The 18,178-nt window shown below is 63.8% G+C and carries 16 protein-coding genes; 15 read left to right on the forward strand and 1 reads right to left on the reverse strand.

Annotation, left to right across the window (positions count from 1 at the left end; all coding sequences use genetic code 11):
• Positions 1 to 552 (forward strand): IS1595 family transposase (locus tag BXA07_RS28695; protein WP_139335841.1); only part of this gene is annotated, 552 nt, incomplete at its 5' end.
• Between the two features lie 25 nt (positions 553 to 577).
• On the opposite strand, the gene BXA07_RS28700 is transcribed toward BXA07_RS28695, so the two are convergent.
• Complete coding sequence (locus tag BXA07_RS28700; protein WP_083708610.1) at positions 578 to 1,405, reverse strand: IclR family transcriptional regulator domain-containing protein; 828 nt, start codon at positions 1,403 to 1,405, stop codon at positions 578 to 580.
• A gap of 164 nt (positions 1,406 to 1,569) precedes the next feature.
• On the opposite strand from BXA07_RS28700, the gene BXA07_RS28705 reads away from it, so the two are divergent.
• The 14 genes from BXA07_RS28705 to iolC form a co-directional block, all read left to right on the forward strand.
• Entirely contained in the window at positions 1,570 to 2,268 is a 699-nt protein-coding gene (locus tag BXA07_RS28705) for a 3-oxoacid CoA-transferase subunit A (protein WP_076573106.1), read from the forward strand.
• An 11-nt stretch (positions 2,269 to 2,279) separates the two neighbouring features.
• On the forward strand, positions 2,280 to 2,921 hold the full coding sequence (locus BXA07_RS28710) for a 3-oxoacid CoA-transferase subunit B (RefSeq protein ID WP_076573107.1): 642 nt from the start codon (positions 2,280 to 2,282) through the stop codon (positions 2,919 to 2,921).
• A gap of 25 nt (positions 2,922 to 2,946) precedes the next feature.
• Positions 2,947 to 4,149 (forward strand): 3-oxoadipyl-CoA thiolase, encoded by a 1,203-nt coding sequence (gene pcaF / locus BXA07_RS28715; RefSeq protein WP_076573108.1) that lies wholly within the window; start codon positions 2,947 to 2,949, stop codon positions 4,147 to 4,149.
• A gap of 152 nt (positions 4,150 to 4,301) precedes the next feature.
• Positions 4,302 to 5,597, forward strand: coding sequence for an MFS family transporter (locus BXA07_RS28720; protein WP_076573118.1), 1,296 nt, complete (start codon positions 4,302 to 4,304; stop codon positions 5,595 to 5,597).
• A 77-nt stretch (positions 5,598 to 5,674) separates the two neighbouring features.
• Entirely contained in the window at positions 5,675 to 6,370 is a 696-nt protein-coding gene (locus BXA07_RS28725; RefSeq protein WP_076573109.1) for a fumarylacetoacetate hydrolase family protein, read from the forward strand.
• Positions 6,371 to 6,391: 21 nt separating this feature from the next.
• Complete coding sequence (locus BXA07_RS28730) at positions 6,392 to 6,712, forward strand: thioredoxin family protein (RefSeq protein WP_076573119.1); 321 nt, start codon at positions 6,392 to 6,394, stop codon at positions 6,710 to 6,712.
• A 506-nt stretch (positions 6,713 to 7,218) separates the two neighbouring features.
• A complete protein-coding gene (locus tag BXA07_RS28735; protein WP_076573110.1) occupies positions 7,219 to 8,505 on the forward strand; it encodes an MFS transporter in 1,287 nt (428 codons plus the stop codon).
• 248 nt (positions 8,506 to 8,753) lie between these two features.
• Positions 8,754 to 9,773: an ABC transporter substrate-binding protein gene (locus BXA07_RS28740; RefSeq protein WP_099410802.1), complete on the forward strand. Its 1,020-nt coding sequence runs from the start codon at positions 8,754 to 8,756 to the stop codon at positions 9,771 to 9,773.
• 203 nt (positions 9,774 to 9,976) lie between these two features.
• Positions 9,977 to 12,151 carry an ABC transporter permease gene (locus BXA07_RS28745; RefSeq protein ID WP_244556445.1) on the forward strand — a complete coding sequence of 725 codons (2,175 nt, stop codon included), beginning with the start codon at positions 9,977 to 9,979 and terminating at the stop codon, positions 12,149 to 12,151.
• Positions 12,148 to 13,233, forward strand: a complete 1,086-nt coding sequence (locus tag BXA07_RS28750; RefSeq protein WP_076573112.1) for an ABC transporter ATP-binding protein — start codon at positions 12,148 to 12,150, stop codon at positions 13,231 to 13,233. The genes BXA07_RS28745 and BXA07_RS28750 overlap by 4 nt, the downstream gene beginning before the upstream one ends.
• Positions 13,230 to 14,063 carry an inositol monophosphatase family protein gene (locus BXA07_RS28755; RefSeq protein WP_076573113.1) on the forward strand — a complete coding sequence of 278 codons (834 nt, stop codon included), beginning with the start codon at positions 13,230 to 13,232 and terminating at the stop codon, positions 14,061 to 14,063. Before BXA07_RS28750 ends, BXA07_RS28755 begins: the two co-directional genes overlap by 4 nt.
• Positions 14,064 to 14,173: 110 nt before the next feature.
• The gene (locus BXA07_RS28760) at positions 14,174 to 15,274 is read left to right on the forward strand and encodes a porin (protein ID WP_083708611.1); all 1,101 of its coding nucleotides are present in this window, start codon (positions 14,174 to 14,176) and stop codon (positions 15,272 to 15,274) included.
• A 70-nt stretch (positions 15,275 to 15,344) separates the two neighbouring features.
• Positions 15,345 to 16,334, forward strand: a complete 990-nt coding sequence (iolG, locus tag BXA07_RS28765; RefSeq protein ID WP_083708612.1) for an inositol 2-dehydrogenase — start codon at positions 15,345 to 15,347, stop codon at positions 16,332 to 16,334.
• 12 nt (positions 16,335 to 16,346) lie between these two features.
• Positions 16,347 to 18,178 (forward strand): bifunctional 5-dehydro-2-deoxygluconokinase/5-dehydro-2-deoxyphosphogluconate aldolase (gene iolC / locus BXA07_RS28770; RefSeq protein ID WP_076573116.1); only part of this gene is annotated, 1,832 nt, incomplete at its 3' end.

The raw sequence follows: 18,178 nt of genomic DNA on the forward strand, positions 1-18,178 counted from the left end.
CCGCTGTGCCTGCACGGCATCGCCGAGGCCGACGAGCTGTATCTGCTGGAATCGGAAAAGGGATCCAGGCATCTGACGCGTCCGGCACGCCGCCGGGGCGGCCACGCCCGCCAGCGCGGCATTTCCAGTGAACAAGTCTGCATCGTGGTGGCGCGCGACCGCACGGGCCAGACCCTCGATTTCGTCACGGGAAAAGGGGCGCTGACCAAGGTGCAGCTGCATGCCTGCCTGCCACCCGTGATCGACAAGGACGTCTTGCTGGTCACTGACGGCCATGCCGCCTACCGGGCTTTCGCTGCGGAAGCGGGCATCAGCCACCAGGCCGTCAACTTGCACGCCGGCATCCGCGTGCAGGGCGCCGCCCACGTGCAGAACGTCAACGCGTATCACAGCCGCTTGCGGGAATGGCTGCGCATCTTCCATGGCGTGGCCAGCCGCTACCTGCCGAATTACCTGGGATGGCGCTGGATACTGGACGCCGGGCGCATCCGCTCGCCAGAAGCGTTATTGAAAGCAACGGTTGGAGCATTTCCACACCTGACGGTGACATAGCCTTAAAATAAGATTCAAGAAATAATCACTGCTGCACCCGCACGAGGGCGCTGACCCGGCTTGCCGTTTCCAGCAGTTTGGGCAGGCTGTGTTCCAGCAAGTGCGCCACGGACGGCCCCGCCGTCTGGCCGCTGACGTTGATCGCCGCCACCACCTTGCCGGCCCGGTCGAACACGGGCGCGGCCAGGGCGATCAAGCCCTGTTCCAGCTCTTCCTGCACCAGGCACCAGCCCTGGCGCCGCACTTGTGCAATCTCTTCCATCAAGACGTCGATATCGACCTTGGTCGCCGGCGTGACTTTCAGCAGCGCCATCTTCGACAGCCGTTCGCGCAGCACCTCGGGCGCCAGGCCCGACAGCAGCACCCGTCCCATCGAGGTGCAGTAGGCGGGCAAACGGCTGCCAATGCCCAGATTGATCGACATGGTGCGGTGCGCGGATAGGCGCACGACATACACGATGTCGTCGCCGTCGAGCACGGTGGCCGAGCACGACTGGCGCAGGGTCTGCATCAATTCTTCCAGCAGCGGCTGCGCCTGCGTCCACACGGGCAGTGACGACAAATACGCGTAGCCGAGGTCCAGCACCTTGGGCGTCAGACGGAACAGCCGTCCATCCGCTTCCACGTAGCCCAGATGCAGCAGGGTGTGCAGGATGCGCCGCGCGCCGGCGCGCGTCAGCTGCGCCCGTTCCGCCACCTCGCTCAGGGTCTGTTGCGGCGCCTCTGCGCCAAAGCTGCGCAGCACGGCCAACCCCCGCGCGAACGATTGCACATAGCTGTCGCCGGGACGCGGCGCGCCATCGGCGTCAAGGCTGTCTTCGGGGGGAAGGGGCGTGCTGCGGGGTGCGGTCATGGCAATTCCAATGGGGCAAGATGGCAATTATAGCCATGGCGGTGGCGAAAACGGCAAATTGACAAGCGCCCAGAACAGGCATATTCTCACGAATAAGTTCTAAATACGAATATTTGTTCGATATGCGAACAAATAACCGATGGTGTGATTGGGAGGAGACAGCAATGATCGACAAACTGCGTTCCAGCGTGCTTGACGCGCTGGCCGATATCCACGATGGCGCCACCGTCATGATTGGCGGCTTCGGCGGCGCGGGCCAGCCGGCCGAGCTGATCGACGGCCTGATTGCCCAGGGCGCGCGCGACCTCGTCATCGTCAACAACAATGCGGGCAATGGCGACACGGGCCTGGCCGCCCTGCTGAAAAATGGGCAAGTGCGCAAGATCATCTGCTCGTTCCCGCGCCAGGCTGATTCCCACGTCTTCGACGCCCTGTATCGCGCGGGCAAGCTGGAGCTGGAATTGGTGCCGCAGGGCAACCTGGCCGAGCGCATCCGTGCCGCTGGCGCCGGCATCGGCGGCTTTTTCACGCCCACGGGTTATGGCACGGACTTGGCCAAGGGCAAGGAAACGCGCGAGATCGACGGGCGCATGTATGTGTTCGAGTCGCCCATCCACGCCGATTTCGCGCTGATCAAGGCGGAGCAGGGCGACCGCTGGGGCAACCTGACCTACCGCAAGACGGCGCGCAACTTCGGTCCCATCATGGCCATGGCCGCCAAGGTCAGCATTGCTTCCGTGCACGAGGTGCTTGACTTGGGCAGCATCGACCCCGAACACGTCATCACGCCGGGCCTGTTCGTGCAGCGCCTCGTGCAAGTGCCGCGCACGGCCACCGGCCCCGCCGGCTTCAAAGCTGCTTGAGGAGTATCAACATGAACAAATGGAATCGAGACCAGATGGCGGCCCGCGTGGCGGCCGACATCCACGAAGGCAGTGTCGTGAACCTGGGCATCGGCTTGCCGACCCTGGTGGCGAATCACTTGCCGGCCGGCGCAGAGATCATTCTGCACAGCGAAAACGGCGTGATCGGCATGGGCCCCGCGCCCGCGCCGGGCGAGGAGGATTACGATCTGATCAACGCGGGCAAGCAGCCCGTCACCCTGCTGGCGGGCGGCAGCTATTTCCACCACGCCGACAGCTTTGCCATGATGCGCGGCGGCCACCTGGACATCTGCGTGCTGGGTGCGTTTCAAGTGTCCGCCACGGGCGACCTGGCCAACTGGCACACGGGCGCGCCCGACGCCATCCCCGCCGTGGGCGGGGCCATGGACCTGGCCATCGGCGCGAAAAAGACCTGGGTCATGATGGAATTGCTGACCAAGGGCGGCGAGAGCAAGCTGGTGCCGGCCTGCACCTACCCGCTGACGGGCATCGGGTGCGTGAGCCGCATCTACAGCGACCTGGCCGTGCTCGACCTGGGACCCGCTGGCGCCACGGTCGTCGAACTGGTCGATGGCATGAGTTTTCACCAGCTGCAAGCCTTGACGGCCGTGCCGCTGACGGACGGACGTTAATTCAACACTTTCTTGGAGGAAAGACATGCACCACGCTTATATCTGCGACGCCCAGCGTACGCCCTTCGGCCGCTACGGCGGCGGCCTGTCCGGCGTGCGCGCCGACGACCTGGGCGCCGTGCCCATCCGTGCCTTGATGGCGCGCAACCCCAACGTGGACTGGAACTATGTTACCGACGTGCTGTACGGCTGCGCCAACCAGGCGGGCGAGGACAACCGCAACGTGGCGCGCATGGCGGCTCTGCTGGCCGGCTTGCCCGACAGCGTGCCGGGCGCCACCCTGAACCGCCTGTGCGGCTCAGGCCTGGACGCCATCGGCAGCGCCGCGCGCTTCATCAAGAGCGGCGAAGCGGGCTTGATGGTCGCCGGCGGCGTGGAAAGCATGAGCCGCGCACCGTTCGTCATGGGCAAGGCCGACAGCGCCTTTTCGCGCGGCATGAAAATGGAAGACACGACCATCGGCTGGCGCTTCATCAACCCCTTGATGAAGGCGCAGTACGGCGTCGATTCGATGCCGGAAACGGCGGAAAACGTGGCGTCCGACTTTGGCATCAGCCGCGCGGACCAGGATGCGTTTGCCCTGGCCAGCCAGGTAAAAGCCCTGGCGGCGCAGCAGGCGGGCGTGTTCGACAGCGAAATCTGCCCCGTCAGCATCGCACAGAAGAAGGGCGATCCCGTCGTCGTCGCCCGCGACGAGCATCCGCGCGCCACCACGCTCGATACCTTGAGCAAATTGAAACCCGTCGTGCGCGCCGATGGCACGATTACGGCCGGCAATGCGTCGGGCGTCAACGATGGCGCGGCAGCCCTGCTGCTGGCCGACGAAGCGAACGCGGCCCGTTTTGGCCTGACGCCGCGCGCCCGTGTCGTGGCCATGGCGACGGCCGGCGTGGCGCCGCGCATCATGGGCATCGGCCCTGCACCGGCCACCCTGAAAGTGCTGGCCATGACGGGTTTGACAATGGCCGACTTCGACGTCATCGAGCTGAACGAAGCGTTTGCCGCGCAGGGGCTGGCCGTGCTGCGCCAGCTGGGTGTGCGTGACGACGATCCGCGCGTCAACCCGAACGGCGGCGCCATCGCCCTCGGCCATCCGCTGGGCGCCTCGGGCGCGCGCCTGGCCATGACGGCCGTCAACCAGCTGCACCGCACGGGCGGGCGCTATGCGCTCTGTACCATGTGCATCGGCGTAGGCCAGGGCATCGCGCTGGTGCTGGAACGGGTCTGATTCCATGCGCCCGCAGGCGAAAAAAGTTGCCGGCAGTACGTATTAACCCGTATGCCGGACGGCTTTTTGACCTTGATCAAGGGCGTATGATGCAAAACCAGCCCGCGCAATCCGGCTGGTGTTGGTTTTTTTACACGAACAAGAAGATTGATATGACTTCCCACGATACTCCGCATGACGTTGCGCAGCTGACTTCCCAGCAGCGCATCAAGGCCATCATTGGCGCCTCTTCCGGTAACCTGGTCGAATGGTTCGACTTCTACATTTACTCGTTCTGCGCGCTGTACTTCTCGCACGCCTTCTTCCCTTCCGGCAATTCCACCACGCAGCTGCTGCAGACGGCCGGCATCTTTGCCGCCGGCTTCCTCATGCGTCCCGTGGGCGGCTGGCTGTTCGGCCGCATCGCCGACAAATACGGCCGCCGCCAGTCGATGATGATTTCCGTGCTGATGATGTGCGGCGGCTCCTTGATGATCGCCGTCATGCCCACGTATGACACCATTGGCGCCTTCGCGCCCTTCCTGCTACTCGTGGCGCGCCTGTTCCAGGGCCTGTCCGTGGGCGGCGAATACGGTACCAGCGCCACCTACATGAGTGAAGTGTCGGAATCGGGCAAGCGCGGCTTCTTTGCCTCGTTCCAATACGTGACCCTGATCGGCGGCCAGTTGCTGGCGCTGCTGGTGCTGGTGATCCTGCAGCAGCTGCTGACGGTGGAAGAACTGCGCGCCTGGGGCTGGCGCATCCCGTTCGTGTTTGGCGCGCTGGCGGCCCTCGTGTCGCTGAACCTGCGTAAATCCCTGACGGAAACGACCACCGCCAGCGAACGCAAGGACAAGAACGCGGGCAGCCTGCGCGGTTTGCTCAAGCATAAGCGCGCGTTTATTACCGTGCTGGGCTTTACGGCCGGCGGTTCGCTCGTGTTCTACACCTTTACCACCTACATGCAGAAATACCTGGTCAACACGGCCGGCATGGATACCAAGACGGCCAGTGCCGTCATGACCTGCGCCTTGCTCGTCTACATGATTCTGCAGCCCGTGTTCGGCGCCTTGTCCGACCGCATCGGCCGCCGCACCTCGATGCTGTTCTTCGGCGGCCTGGCCACCCTGTGCGTGTTGCCCATCATGCATGCCTTGAAGGATATTTCCAGCCCGTACGCGGCGTTCGGCCTGATCATCATCGCGCTGGCCATCATCAGCTTCTACACGTCGATCAGCGGCCTGATCAAGGCAGAAATGTTCCCCGTCGAAGTACGCGCGCTGGGCGTGGGCCTGTCGTATGCGGTCGCCAACGCCATGTTCGGCGGTTCGGCCGAATACGTGGCGCTGCAGTTCAAGGCCTGGCACGTGGAAGAGTATTTCTATTGGTATGTCACCATCATGTGCCTGATTTCCTTCATCGTTGCCATCCGCATGCCGGACCCGAGCCGCTCGGGACTGTTGAAGTAACGTTGTCGTAAAATAAGGGGCACTGCGGTGCCCCTTTTTCATCGCCATCTTTTCCACCGTGCCGATCAGGAGTTTTCATGTCGTATGTCATTCCCGCAGCCATCCAGCCCAGCGTTCCCGTCAACGGCAGCGTCGATACTTTCCCCATCCACCGTATCTATTGCGTGGGCCGCAACTATGTCGACCACGCCAAGGAAATGGGCCACACGGGCCGCGAGGCGCCGTTTTTCTTCATGAAGCCAAACGACGCCGTGCTGCCCGTGCCAGCTGGTACGACGGGCGAGCTGCCGTATCCGGCGCAGACGCAGGATTTCCAGCATGAGATGGAGCTGGTGGTGGCCATCGGCAAGGGCGGCAGCGATATCGGCGTGGCCGATGCGCTGAGCCACGTGTGGGGTTATGCGATCGGCCTGGACATGACGCGCCGCGACGTGCAGGGCGCAGCGAAAAAACTGGGCCGTCCGTGGGAGACGGGCAAGGCCTTCGAGCACTCGGCGCCCATCGGCCCCATCACGCCGGCCGCGCAGGCGGGCGATATCAGCCATGCTGCCATCACCCTGCGCGTCAATGGTGATCTGCGTCAAAGCAGCACTATCGAACTGTTGATCTGGAACGTGGCCGAAACCATCGCCGACCTGTCGACCTATTTCACCCTGCAGCCGGGCGACCTGATCTACACGGGCACGCCGGCCGGCGTGGCGGCCGTGCAGCGCGGCGACGAACTGCTGGGCGCCATCGATGGCCTGGGCGAACTGCGGGTCAAAGTGGTCTGAGTGGACAAGGAGAGCGTCATGATGAGCGACAGTTATTCTGTAGCGCAGCCCACGCGCGCCGAGATCGACGGCTTGAAAGGGCCGGCCCTGCTGGAATTCGGCACGGGCTGGTGCGGCCACTGCCGCGCCACCGACGCGCCGCTCGCTGCTGCGTTGGCGCAATATCCCGGGGTGCCGCATCTGCGCGTGGAAGACGGCCCCGGTCGCGCGCTGGGGCGCTCATTCCGGGTGAAACTGTGGCCGACCTTGATCTTTCTCAAGGATGGCCAGGAAGTGGCGCGCCTCGTGCGCCCGCTCGACAGCGCGGAGATTGCCAGGGCGTTCGCCCTGATCGAGGCGTAAGCGGTTTGCATCATTTCTTGCCGCACCGCAGCACTGCGCGTATCATAAGCCGCTTACAGCAAGATCAACCGCATCCTTCGTGATGCAGCGCGATCATCGCCGGCCCGCTCCACCCGGAGGGGCCGCAGGCAAGGATTCACCACAAATGACCGATGCCGCGATGCCGACGCGCGGGTCTGGTACGGAATGCCTGGCGATACGCCGGGCCTGATACACGTCGCCCATCCCCTGACGCCTTTCCTGCCGTGCCCCGGGTAACCGGATGGCGCACGACCGTTGTTTCTCTAAATCAGCACTGATCACAGCGCGTTAGCGCGCGTTGCCGACAGTTCGCTACAGCAACAAAAATCGTTGTTTTTTGTTTGCAAATTTAATAGCAAATGCGCAGCAAATACGCCTGTGCACAGCTATGATATGCGAACGACACGGAGACAACGTGCTGTGCTGCTGCCTGAAAAAACATCCAGAGAATGGCCTTTAGACACCCTCCCCAAGGAGCGCAGTAAATGAGCACCCCCCCTAAGAAAAATTCCCCCGGCACGGTGCTGTTCGCCAGCCTGATCGGCACCACCATCGAGTTCTTTGACTTTTATATCTATGCCACCGCCGCCGTGCTGGTGTTCCCGAAACTGTTCTTCCCCGCCGGCGACCCGTCGGCCGCCGTGCTGCAATCGCTGGCCACGTTCGCCATCGCCTTCTTCGCCCGCCCCATCGGTTCGGCCGTATTCGGCCACTTCGGCGACCGCATCGGCCGCAAGGCCACTCTCGTGGCGGCCTTGCTGACCATGGGTATCTCCACCGTCATCATCGGCTTGCTGCCGACGTATGCGGCCATCGGCACCCTGGCGCCGCTGCTGCTGGCGCTGTGCCGTTTCGGCCAGGGCCTGGGCCTGGGCGGCGAGTGGGGCGGCGCGGTGCTGCTGGCAACCGAGAACGCGCCACCGGGCAAACGCGCCTGGTACGGCATGTTCCCGCAGCTGGGCGCACCGATCGGCTTCTTCCTGTCGGGCGGCATCTTTTTGCTGCTGAGCGAAACCATGACCGATGAGCAGTTCTTCAGCTATGGCTGGCGCATCCCGTTCCTGGCCAGCGCGCTGCTGGTCATCGTCGGCCTGTACGTGCGCCTGAAGATCACGGAAACGCCGGACTTCCAGAAAGTCATCGACAAGAACGAAGTCGTCAAGCTGCCCGTCGCCACCGTGTTCCGCCAGCATGGCCGCATGCTGTTCCTGGGCACCATCATTGCCCTGGCCACCTTCGTGCTGTTCTACCTGATGACGGTGTTCGCATTGAGCTGGGGCACGACCAAGCTGGGCTTCACGCGCAAGGAATTCCTCATCGTGCAACTGTTTGCCGTACTGTTCTTCGCCCTGACGATTCCATTCTCGGCAGTGCTGGCCGACCGCCGCGGCCGCCGCGCCACCATGATCTGGGTCTCCATCGCCATCGCCATCTTCGGCCTCGTGCTGGCGCCGATGTTCGGCTCGGGCGTGACGTGGGAAGTGACCGTCTTCATGGCCGTCGGCCTGGGCCTGATGGGCATGACCTACGGACCGCTGGGCACGATGTTGTCCGAGCTGTTTCCGCCCGAAGTGCGCTACACGGGTGCCTCGCTGACGTTCAACCTGGCGGGCATTCTGGGCGCCTCGCTGGCGCCATACATCGCCACCTGGCTGGCCACCAACTATGGTCTGCAGTACGTGGGCTATTACCTGTCGCTGGCCGCCGTGCTGACCCTGGGCGCCTTGCTGATGGTGGGCAAGCCGCGCACGGGCAAGGAAGCCTGGCAGTAACACGCCTCTGATCCCGGAGCACCCGAAAGCCGCCAGCTGTACGCACAGCTGGCGGCTTTTTTTGTCGGTAAAACACCACGCCGCACGCCTGCCGAGATTCTTGTTGACAGTCAAAATCGGCTGGTGTTAAGGTGTGCACACGTGTGCAATGCAGTGCAAGGCCTTAAAAGCACATCCCGGGACAGTGACACCGCAAGATAGCGGTGCGGTCTGAAGTACCACAACGATAACGAACTTGGAGTGAGACGATGAAGATGCGCAATGTTGCGATTGCTATAAGCCTGGCCCTGCCGATGACGGCCATGGCCGCCGAGGAACGCCTGTCCGTGCTGTGCTCGGCCGACATGGAATGGTGCCAGCTGATGAAGAACCGCTTCGAGGCGGAAAGCAAGATCAAGGTGTCGATGATCAGGAAGAGCGCGGGGGAAGCCTACGCGAAGATCCGCGCCGAAGCGTCGAACCCGAAATCGGACATCTGGTGGGGCGGCACGGGCGACCCCCACCTGCAGGCGGCCGCCGAAGGCTATACGGAAGAATACAAGTCGCCCACCCTGCCCAAGCTGCAGCCGTGGGCGCTCAAGCAGGCCGAGACGGCCAAGTACCGCACCGTCGGCATCTACATCGGCATCCTGGGCCTGGCCTACAATGAAAACGTGCTGAAGAAGAAAAACCTGCCGCCGCCGCAATGCTGGAAAGACCTCGTCAAGCCCGCCTACAAGGGCGAGATCGAGATGGCCAACCCGAACTCCTCGGGCGCCGCCTACAACGCGCTGGCCACCGTGGTGCAGCTGTTCGGCGAAGAGGAAGCCTTCGATTTCCTGGCGAAAATGGGCCAGAACGTCAGCAAATACCCGAACGCGGGTGTGGCGCCGGGCGAGGACGTGGGGCGCGGCGAAGCGGGCGTGGCCATCGGCTTCATGCATGACCTGATGAAACTCACCGTGGCCGGCTTTCCCGTGAAGGTCTTGCCGCCCTGCGAAGGCACGGGCTACGAGATCGGCTCGATGAGCATCGTCAAGGGCGCGAAAAACATGGAACAGGCAAAGAAGTTCTATGAATTCGCCCTGCGTCCCGACGTGCAGAGCGAAGCCGTCAAGGCGCTGGCCTTCCAGATCCCGTCCAACGCGGCCGCCACCATTCCCGCCGCCTCGCCGCGCCTGGAAAACATCAAGACCATCAACTACGACTTCGCCAAGTATGGCGCGTCGGACACGCGCAAGCGCCTGCTGCAACGCTGGACCACGCAGATTTATTCTGCCGGCAATTAACGCGCGCCAAAACTTACTGCGCGTCGCGATTTGCAGCCTGCGATGCTCACTGTGCTAGCGCACAGCTGCGCGTCTCGGCCGCAACTCACTGCCGCTCGCTACAGTTTTGGCAGGCGTTAAACCTATATCAATTGTTCAAAACGTCTGGAAAACAGAGCGCACCGCGCAACAGAATTTCAGACGTTCATAGTTGGATGAAACTCATGAAAAAGATATTTTACGGCTGGCTGCTGGCCGCTTTGGCAGCGTTGTGCCTGTTGCCCTGGCAGCAGCAGGAAGCGGGCCTGTTCGCCGGCGAATGGCTGCGCGACGGCCAGTTCTTCAGTGAACGTGGCGCACCGGCCGTGCTGCACGTGCTGTCGTTCGGCGCCTGGCCGCTGGGCGTGTTCTTTGCCCTGATCGCCGCCAGCGCCGCGCTGGTGGCCGGCAATCCCCACCGCAAGACCCTGGGCCTGGGCCAGATCGCCCTCGGCGGCGCGGGCCTGCTGTGGCTGGCATGGCTGGGCTGGGGGCCGCTGGCCGCCGGCACCGGTCTCGGTTTCGGCGCGCTGCTGCTGGCGCTGTGCCTGCTGTTCCTGCTGACCTCGGGCGCCGCCGCCTGCGGCGTGTGCCGTGGCGACGCCTTCGTGGCCGGCGCCATCGGCCTCATCATCTGCCTCATTTCCCTGTTCGTGCTGTTCCCCGTCGCGCTGATCCTCGTCAGCGCCGGCCAGCCCCTGGACGATGGCGGCACGGGCGCCGCCGCCCTGGCGCGCCGCCTGGCCGATCCGGGTATCTGGAGCCTCAATTGCGTGGCCGGTCCCGGCCGTTGCGGCGTGGCCTGGAACACGCTGGCGCTGGCCCTGCTGACGGGCGTGTCGGCCACCTTCCTCGGTCTCGTCTTCGCCCTGCTGGTGACGCGCACGAATGGCCGCTGGGTACGTCCCATGCGCGCCATCACCATCTTGCCGATCGTCACGCCGCCGTTCGTGCTGGGCCTGGCCCTGATTTTGCTGTTCGGCCGCAACGGCGCCATCACGGGCCTCGTCGGCCAGTTGTTTGGCATCGAACAAAGCCGCTGGCTGTACGGCATGACGGGCGTATGGCTGTCGCAGATGCTGGCCTTTGCGCCGATCGCCTTCATGACATTGATCGGGGTGGTCGAAGGCGTCAGCCCCTCGCTGGAAGAGGCGTCGGGCACCCTGGGCGCGAGCAGCTGGCAAACCTTCGTCAAGGTCTCCTTGCCCTTGATGCGCCCCGGCATCGCCAATGCCTTCTTGCTGTGCTTTATCGAAAGCATGGCCGACTTCGGCAACCCGATGGTCTTGGGCGGCAACTTCCACGTGCTGTCGACGGAAATCTTCTTTTCCGTGGTGGGCGCCTCGAACGACCAGGGCCGCGCGGCGACTTTGGCCATCGTGCTGCTGACGTTTGCCGTGGGCGCCTTCTTCATCCAGAACCTGTGGCTGGGCAAGAAATCGTATGTGACGGTGACGGGCAAGGCCGACCACGGCGGCCACGCCTCGCTCAATCCGCGCCTGAAAACCACCTTGTGGACCATCGCCCTGCCATGGTTCGCCTTCACGGCCCTGATCTACGGCACCGTGGTGGCGGGCGGCTTCGTGAACAACTGGGGCCAGGACAATGCCTTCACCTTGCGCCATTACATCGACGCCTTCGGCATCACGGCGGGCGCTGCCGGCTGGCACTGGACGGGCCAGGCCTGGCCGTCGCTGTTCACCACCTTGACGATTTCGGCCATCGCCGCGCCCTTGACGGCCTTTGTCGGCATCCTGTCGGCCTGGCTGCTGGTGCGCCAGCAATTCGCCCTGAAGAGCGCGTTCGAGTTCGGCACCATGCTCAGCTTTGCCATTCCCGGCACCGTCATCGGCATCAGCTACATCCTGGCGTTCAACTCGGCGCCGATCGAGTTGACGGGGACGGCGACGATTCTGATCCTGTGCTTTGTCTTCCGCAACATGCCGATGGGCTTGCGCACGGGCATCGCCGCCATGCGCCAGCTCGACGGCAGCCTGGACGAGGCGTCGATCACCCTGGGCGCCAGCAGCTGGACCACCATGCGCAAGGTCATCCTGCCGCTGCTGCGCCCGGCCATCGCCTCGGCCCTCGTGTATGGCTTCGTGCGTTCGATCACGTCGATCTCGGCCGTCGTCTTCCTCGTCAGCGCCGATTACGACATGGCCACGTCCTACATCATCGGCCTGGTGTCGAACGGTAACTACGGCACGGCGATCGCCTATGCCACGGTGCTGATCGTCATCATCCTGCTGTGCATCCAATTGATCCATTTGCTGGTCGGCAAGCGCCGCCTTCGCCGCGTCAGCGCCGAAAAAACGCTGCCGGCCGCCGTTCCCAACCTGGAAAAGAGCTACGCATGAACCACTTTACTACCCAAGCAACAGAGCTTGCCGCGCTGGAATTCGACGGTGTTACCAAGCGCTACGGCAAGGCCCTGGCCGTGAACGATGTGTCGTTCACGATCGCCCCGCGCACCATGGTCACCCTGCTGGGTCCCAGCGGCTGCGGCAAGACATCCACCCTGCGCCTGATCGCGGGCCTGGAGCGCGTCAGCGCCGGGCGCATCCTGCTGGCCGGCGAGGACGTCACCTTGACCTCCGCCGCCGAGCGCGACGTCAGCATGGTGTTCCAGTCGTATGCGCTGTTTCCGCACATGACGGTGCTCGACAACGTGTGCTACGGCTTGACCGTCTCGGGCGAGACCAAGCCGCGCGCCATCGAACGGGCGCAGGAAAGCCTGCGCCTGGTGGGCCTGGCCGACTTTGCCGCGCGCTTCCCCAACGAGTTGTCGGGCGGCCAGCAGCAGCGCGTGGCCGTGGCCCGTTCGCTGGTGCTGCAGCCCAAGGTCTTGCTGCTGGACGAGCCGCTGTCGAACCTCGACACGAAACTGCGCCGCCGCGTGCGTGACGAGATCCGCGACATCCAGGTCAAGCTGGGCTTGACGGCCGTGTACGTCACGCATGACCAGGAAGAGGCGCTGGCCATTTCCGACCAGATCATCGTGATGAACCGCCAGGTGATCGCGCAAAAGGGCACGCCGCACGAGCTGTTCGAGTCGCCGGCCGACAAGTTCGTCGCCGACTTCATCTGCAACGCGAACATCGTCGATGGCGTGATCGAATCGGTGGCCGATGGCAAGGCCGTCTGCGTCATGGGCAAGCTGCGGCTGCGCCTGCCATGCCGCAGCCAGCGCAGCGGCGAAGCGAGTTTCGCCGTGCGTCCGGAAGCGATCCTGCTGTCGCCCGCGCAGCCCGACAGCGCCATGGTGGTGCGCGTGGGGCGCGCCACTTACCTGGGGCGCGAAATGCAATACACGCTCGAGACGCCGGTCGGCGAACTGTTTGCCGTCTCGCACGACTTGAGCCAGGTTTTCACGCAAGGCACATCGGTCGCCATGACCGTACACGAACATGGCGCAGCCATCATTGGAGGACAAGCATGACAGATATGACACAGGCAGCGGTACTGGCCGATGCGGCGACCCTGGAACGCTATGCCTATGCCCGGCACATCATCGGCCAGGCGGGCGAGATTGCGCTGGGCATGTTTCAGCGCCGCACGGAACTGGTGATCGAGGAAAAGGGCTTGCAGGACATGGTCAGCATCGCCGACCGCATGGTCGAGGATTTCCTGCGCGCGCAGATCGCCGAGCGCTTCCCGGAAGACGCCGTGGTGGGCGAGGAGCGGGGCGGCGGCGCGTCCGATGCGCGCTGCGTGTGGGTCATCGACCCCATCGACGGCACGGCCTGCTTCGTCAACGGCATGCTGGCCTGGTGCGTGTCGATCGGCGTGCTGGTCGACGGCCAGCCCGCCATCGGCGCCGTGTACGACCCGAATGCGGACGAGCTGTTCCACGCCTGCCTGGGACAAGGCGCGCATGTGACGGCGAAGGCGGGCGAAACGCGGCTGCGCATCAACGACGTGGCCAGCCTGCAGGGCGGCGTGCTGGGCGTGGGCTTTTCGCACCGCGTGGGCACCGATACCTTTTTGCCCTTCCTGCTCGACGTGCTGGAAGAGGGCGGCATGTTCATCCGCAACGGTTCCGGCGCGCTGATGATCGCCTACGTGGCGGCCGGGCGCCTGATCGGCTATTTCGAGCCGCACATCAACTCCTGGGATTGCCTGGCGGGCATCGTGCTCGTCAACGAGGCGGGCGGGCGTTGCAATGATTTCCTCGCCGATAACGGCCTGGAAAAGGGCAACCCCATCCTGGTGGGCGGCCCCCGCTTGTATCCGCAACTGGCGGCGCTGGCCTTGCCGCGTTGTACCTGAACACATTGACTGAAAGGGAGGGCAGGCGTCCGGCGAGGGACGCATGTAGTGGCAACACGCTGTTGAGCATCATGAGTAATCCACCACCATAAAAACAAGCAGGAGACAAAATGAAAAACGGGATGAAAAAGAGCACCATGCAGTTGAACAAGATCGCCGCCGTATTGTTGCTGGCCGCACCAGGTTGCGTGCTGGCCGAATCGAGCGTCGTCGTGTACGGCCGCATCCACGCGGGCTTCGACCGTATCGAGACGTCGAGCTCGGCCACGGCGCCGAATGGCGAGTCGGTGTCGCGCGTATCGGACAATTCCTCGAAGATCGGTTTCCGTGGACGTGAAGATTTGGGCAATGGCAACACGGCCTTCTTCCAGATCGAAGGCAACGCCAAGCTCGACGATGGCACGGGCGCCATCAATAGCAAGGATACCTTTGTCGGGCTGGAAAACCCCGCCTATGGCCGCATCGCGCTGGGCCGCTTCGCCACGCCGATCCGCCAGATCAACGGCTACACCAACCGTTTCGTGGGCGAAGGCATCCAGGATGACGCCAACATTTCGCAGCTGGGCGGCGAAGGCTTCAACCGCCGCAGTTCGAACGCCGTCAGCTATCGCACGCCCGTGGTACAGGGATTCAGCGCCACGATTTACCGCGCCAGCGAAAACGAGGCATCGAACGGCGACCGCATCTATTCGGGCATCGTGCAATACGCAAACGGTCCCGTGAAGGGCGCCGTCGGCTATGAAAAGCACAAGGACTTGCGTCCCGGCTTCAGCGAAAAGATGTACCGCGCCGTGGGCAATTACAACTTCGGCGGCGGCGACGTGGGCGTGGCCTGGAACCGCATGGTGTATGACGTGGCTGGCGGCGACTTGCAGCGCGACTACTTCACCATCACGGGCGCCTACAAGGCGGGCGGCGGTGCCTTCATCGGCCGTTTCGGCGTGGCAGGCGACGTGTCGGGCAGCGCGCCCAACGGCAGCAGCGTGACCATCAAGGCCACCACCCTGGTGCGCGGCGACGACAGCGGCGCCAAGCAGGCGACTTTGGGCTACGAGTATTACTTGTCCAAGCGCAGCACCGTCTACGCCTACTACACGCAAACCAATAACGACAAGAACGCCAACTACACGTTTGGCGGCAATGCCTTCGCCGCCACCAAGAAGGGTGCCAAGCTCAGCGGTGTAATGCTGGGCGTCATCCACCTGTTTTAACTTTTTTGGCCCGGATTTGCACACGTGTGCATTTCCGGGCCAAGCGATACCGACTATCAAGGAGATGGAAATGATTCAAGTGGCATTGTTCGGCGCCGGGCGCATCGGCCGCATTCACGCCGGCAATCTGGTACGCCAGCCCGGCGTGCGCCTGAAATACGTGGTCGACGTGCATGCGGGCGCGGCGGCGGAAGTGGCGGCCCTGCATGGCGCCAGCGTCGCCAGCGTGGAAACTGTGCTGGCCGACCCGGCAGTCAAGGCCGTGCTGATCGCGTCGAGCACGGATACGCATGCGGACCTGATCGTGCGCGCGGCCGCCGCCGGCAAGGCCATCTTTTGCGAAAAGCCCGTCGACCTGACGCTGGAGCGCGCGCGCGCCGCCGCCGCCGCCGTCAAGGAGGCAAAAGTGCTGTGCATGATCGGCTTCCAGCGCCGCTACGACCCCACGTTCAATGCCGTCAAGACACGGATTGAGGCGGGCGAGATCGGCACGCCGGAATTGCTGGTCGTCACCAGCCGCGATCCGGGCCCGCCGCCCGTGAGCTACATCAAGGTGTCGGGCGGCATCTTCAAGGATATGCTGATCCACGATTTCGACATCTTCCGCTGGATACTCGACGATGAAGCCGTCAGCGTGCACGCCACGGGCAGCTGCCTCGTCGACCCGGCCATCGGCGCGGCGGGCGACCTCGACTGCACGGCCGTGACCATCCGCACGGCGAAGGGACGCTTGTGCCAGATCAACACGACGCGCCGCGCCGCCTACGGCTACGACCAGCGTTTCGAAGTGCTGGGCAGCGCCGGCATGCTGCAGGCGGGCAACCACAAGCCGACGGAAGTGACGGCCTATGGCGCCGTGAACGTCAGCGTGGACAAGCCGGAAGACTTTTTCCTGGAACGCTACCGCGCCGCCTACGCCAGCGAAATGGCGCACTTTTTCGACGCCTTTGCCCATGGCGCAGCGCTGCGCACCACCGTCCACGATGGCTTGAAAGCCCTGGAACTGGCCGAAGCGGCCACCGTGTCGTGGCGCGAGCAGCGCATCGTGCAACTGTCATAAGGAAACAATGCCATGAAGAATACGACTGAATTTGCCCAGGGCCGCGCGCTGGACGTGATCTGCCTGGGCCGCCTGGCGGTGGACCTGTACGCGCAGCAGATCGGCAGCTCGCTGGAAGACGCCACCAGTTTTGCCAAATACCTGGGCGGCTCGTCGGCGAACATCGCCTTCGGCACGGCCCGCCTGGGCTTGAAGTCGGCCATGCTGTCGAAGGTAGGCGACGACCACATGGGCCGTTTCTTGACAGACACCTTGGCGCAGGAGGGCTGCGACGTCAGCCACGTCGGCATCGACCGCGAGCGTCTCACCGCCCTGGTGATGCTGGGCATCAAGGACAAGAACACCTTTCCCCTGATCTTTTACCGTGAAAATTGCGCCGACATGGCCATCGACGCCGCGTCGGTGGATGCGGCCTTCATTGCCTCAAGCAAGGCCTTGTTAATCACCGGCACGCATTTTTCGACTAGCGCCATGCACGCCGTCAGCACGCAGGCATTGCAGCTGGCCCGCGCCAATAAGGTGCGCACCGTGCTCGACATCGATTACCGGCCCGTGCTGTGGGGCTTGTCGGGCAAGGCCGATGGCGAAACGCGTTTCGTCTCGAACGAAGGCGTGACCAGCCATTTGCAGGCCATCCTGCCGCAGTTCGACCTGATCGTCGGCACGGAAGAGGAATTCATGATCGCCGGCGGCGGTGCCGACATCATGGCCAGCTTGCGCGCCGTGCGCAAGGTGAGCGGTGCAACCCTGGTGGTCAAGCGTGGACCGCTGGGCTGCGCCGTCATCGAGGCGGCCATCCCTGCCGGTCTCGATGAGGCGTTCAACTATCAGGGCGTGCGCGTGGAAGTCTTGAACGTGCTCGGCGCGGGCGACGCTTTTCTGTCCGGTTTCCTGAAAGGCTGGCTGCGCGGCGAGGATTACGAAGCGTGCTGCCGCTACGCGAACGGCTGCGGCGCCCTCGTCGTGTCGCGCCACGGCTGCGCGCCGGCCATGCCGTCGCCTGTCGAGCTCGACTATTTCCTGGCCAATGCGGCCAAGCTGACCCGTCCTGACCAGGATGCCACCCTGGCGCGCCTGCACCGCACGACGGTGGCGCGCAAACAGTGGAATGAACTGTGCGTGTTCGCCTTCGATCACCGCACGCAATTCTTTGAGCTGGCCCAGCAGGGCGTGAGCGACGAAGCGCGGATTTCAAAGCTCAAGCAACTGTTCGTGCAAGCCGTGGGCCAGACGGAAGCGGCGCGCGGCTTGCAGGGCGGCGCGGGCGTGCTGATCGATGACCGCTATGGCGTCGACGCGCTCAACGATGCCACGGGACGGGGCTGGTGGATCGGCCGTCCCGTCGAGATGCCGGGTTCGAATCCCTTGCAGTTCGACTGGGGCCGTTCGCTGGCGTCGCGCTTGACGCAGTGGCCGAAGGAGCACGTGATCAAGTGCCTGGTGCAGCTGCATCCCGACGATACGCCGGAAAACCGGCTGGAACAGGAAGCGCAAATCAAGGGCTTGTACGACGCGGCGCAAATCACGGGCCATGAATTGCTGCTGGAAATTATTCCTGCCAAGTCGCTGCCCCAGCACGACGATACCGTGTATCGCGCGGTGAAACGCCTGTACAACCTCGGCATCTACCCGGAATGGTGGAAGCTGGAAAGCATGTCCGCCCAGCAATGGCAAGCCATCGATGCCCTCGTGCACGAGCGCGATCCGTATTGCCGTGGCGTCGTGTTGCTGGGCTTGAACGCGCCCATCGCCGCGCTGGCCGACAGTTTTGAACAAGCCAGTGCCAGCACCACCTGCAAGGGTTTCATGGTGGGGCGCACCATCTTCCAGGAACCGAGCCGCCG

The sequence above is a fragment of the Janthinobacterium sp. TND4EL3 genome (assembly GCF_900156175.1).
GTDB lineage: Bacteria > Pseudomonadota > Gammaproteobacteria > Burkholderiales > Burkholderiaceae_D > Janthinobacterium.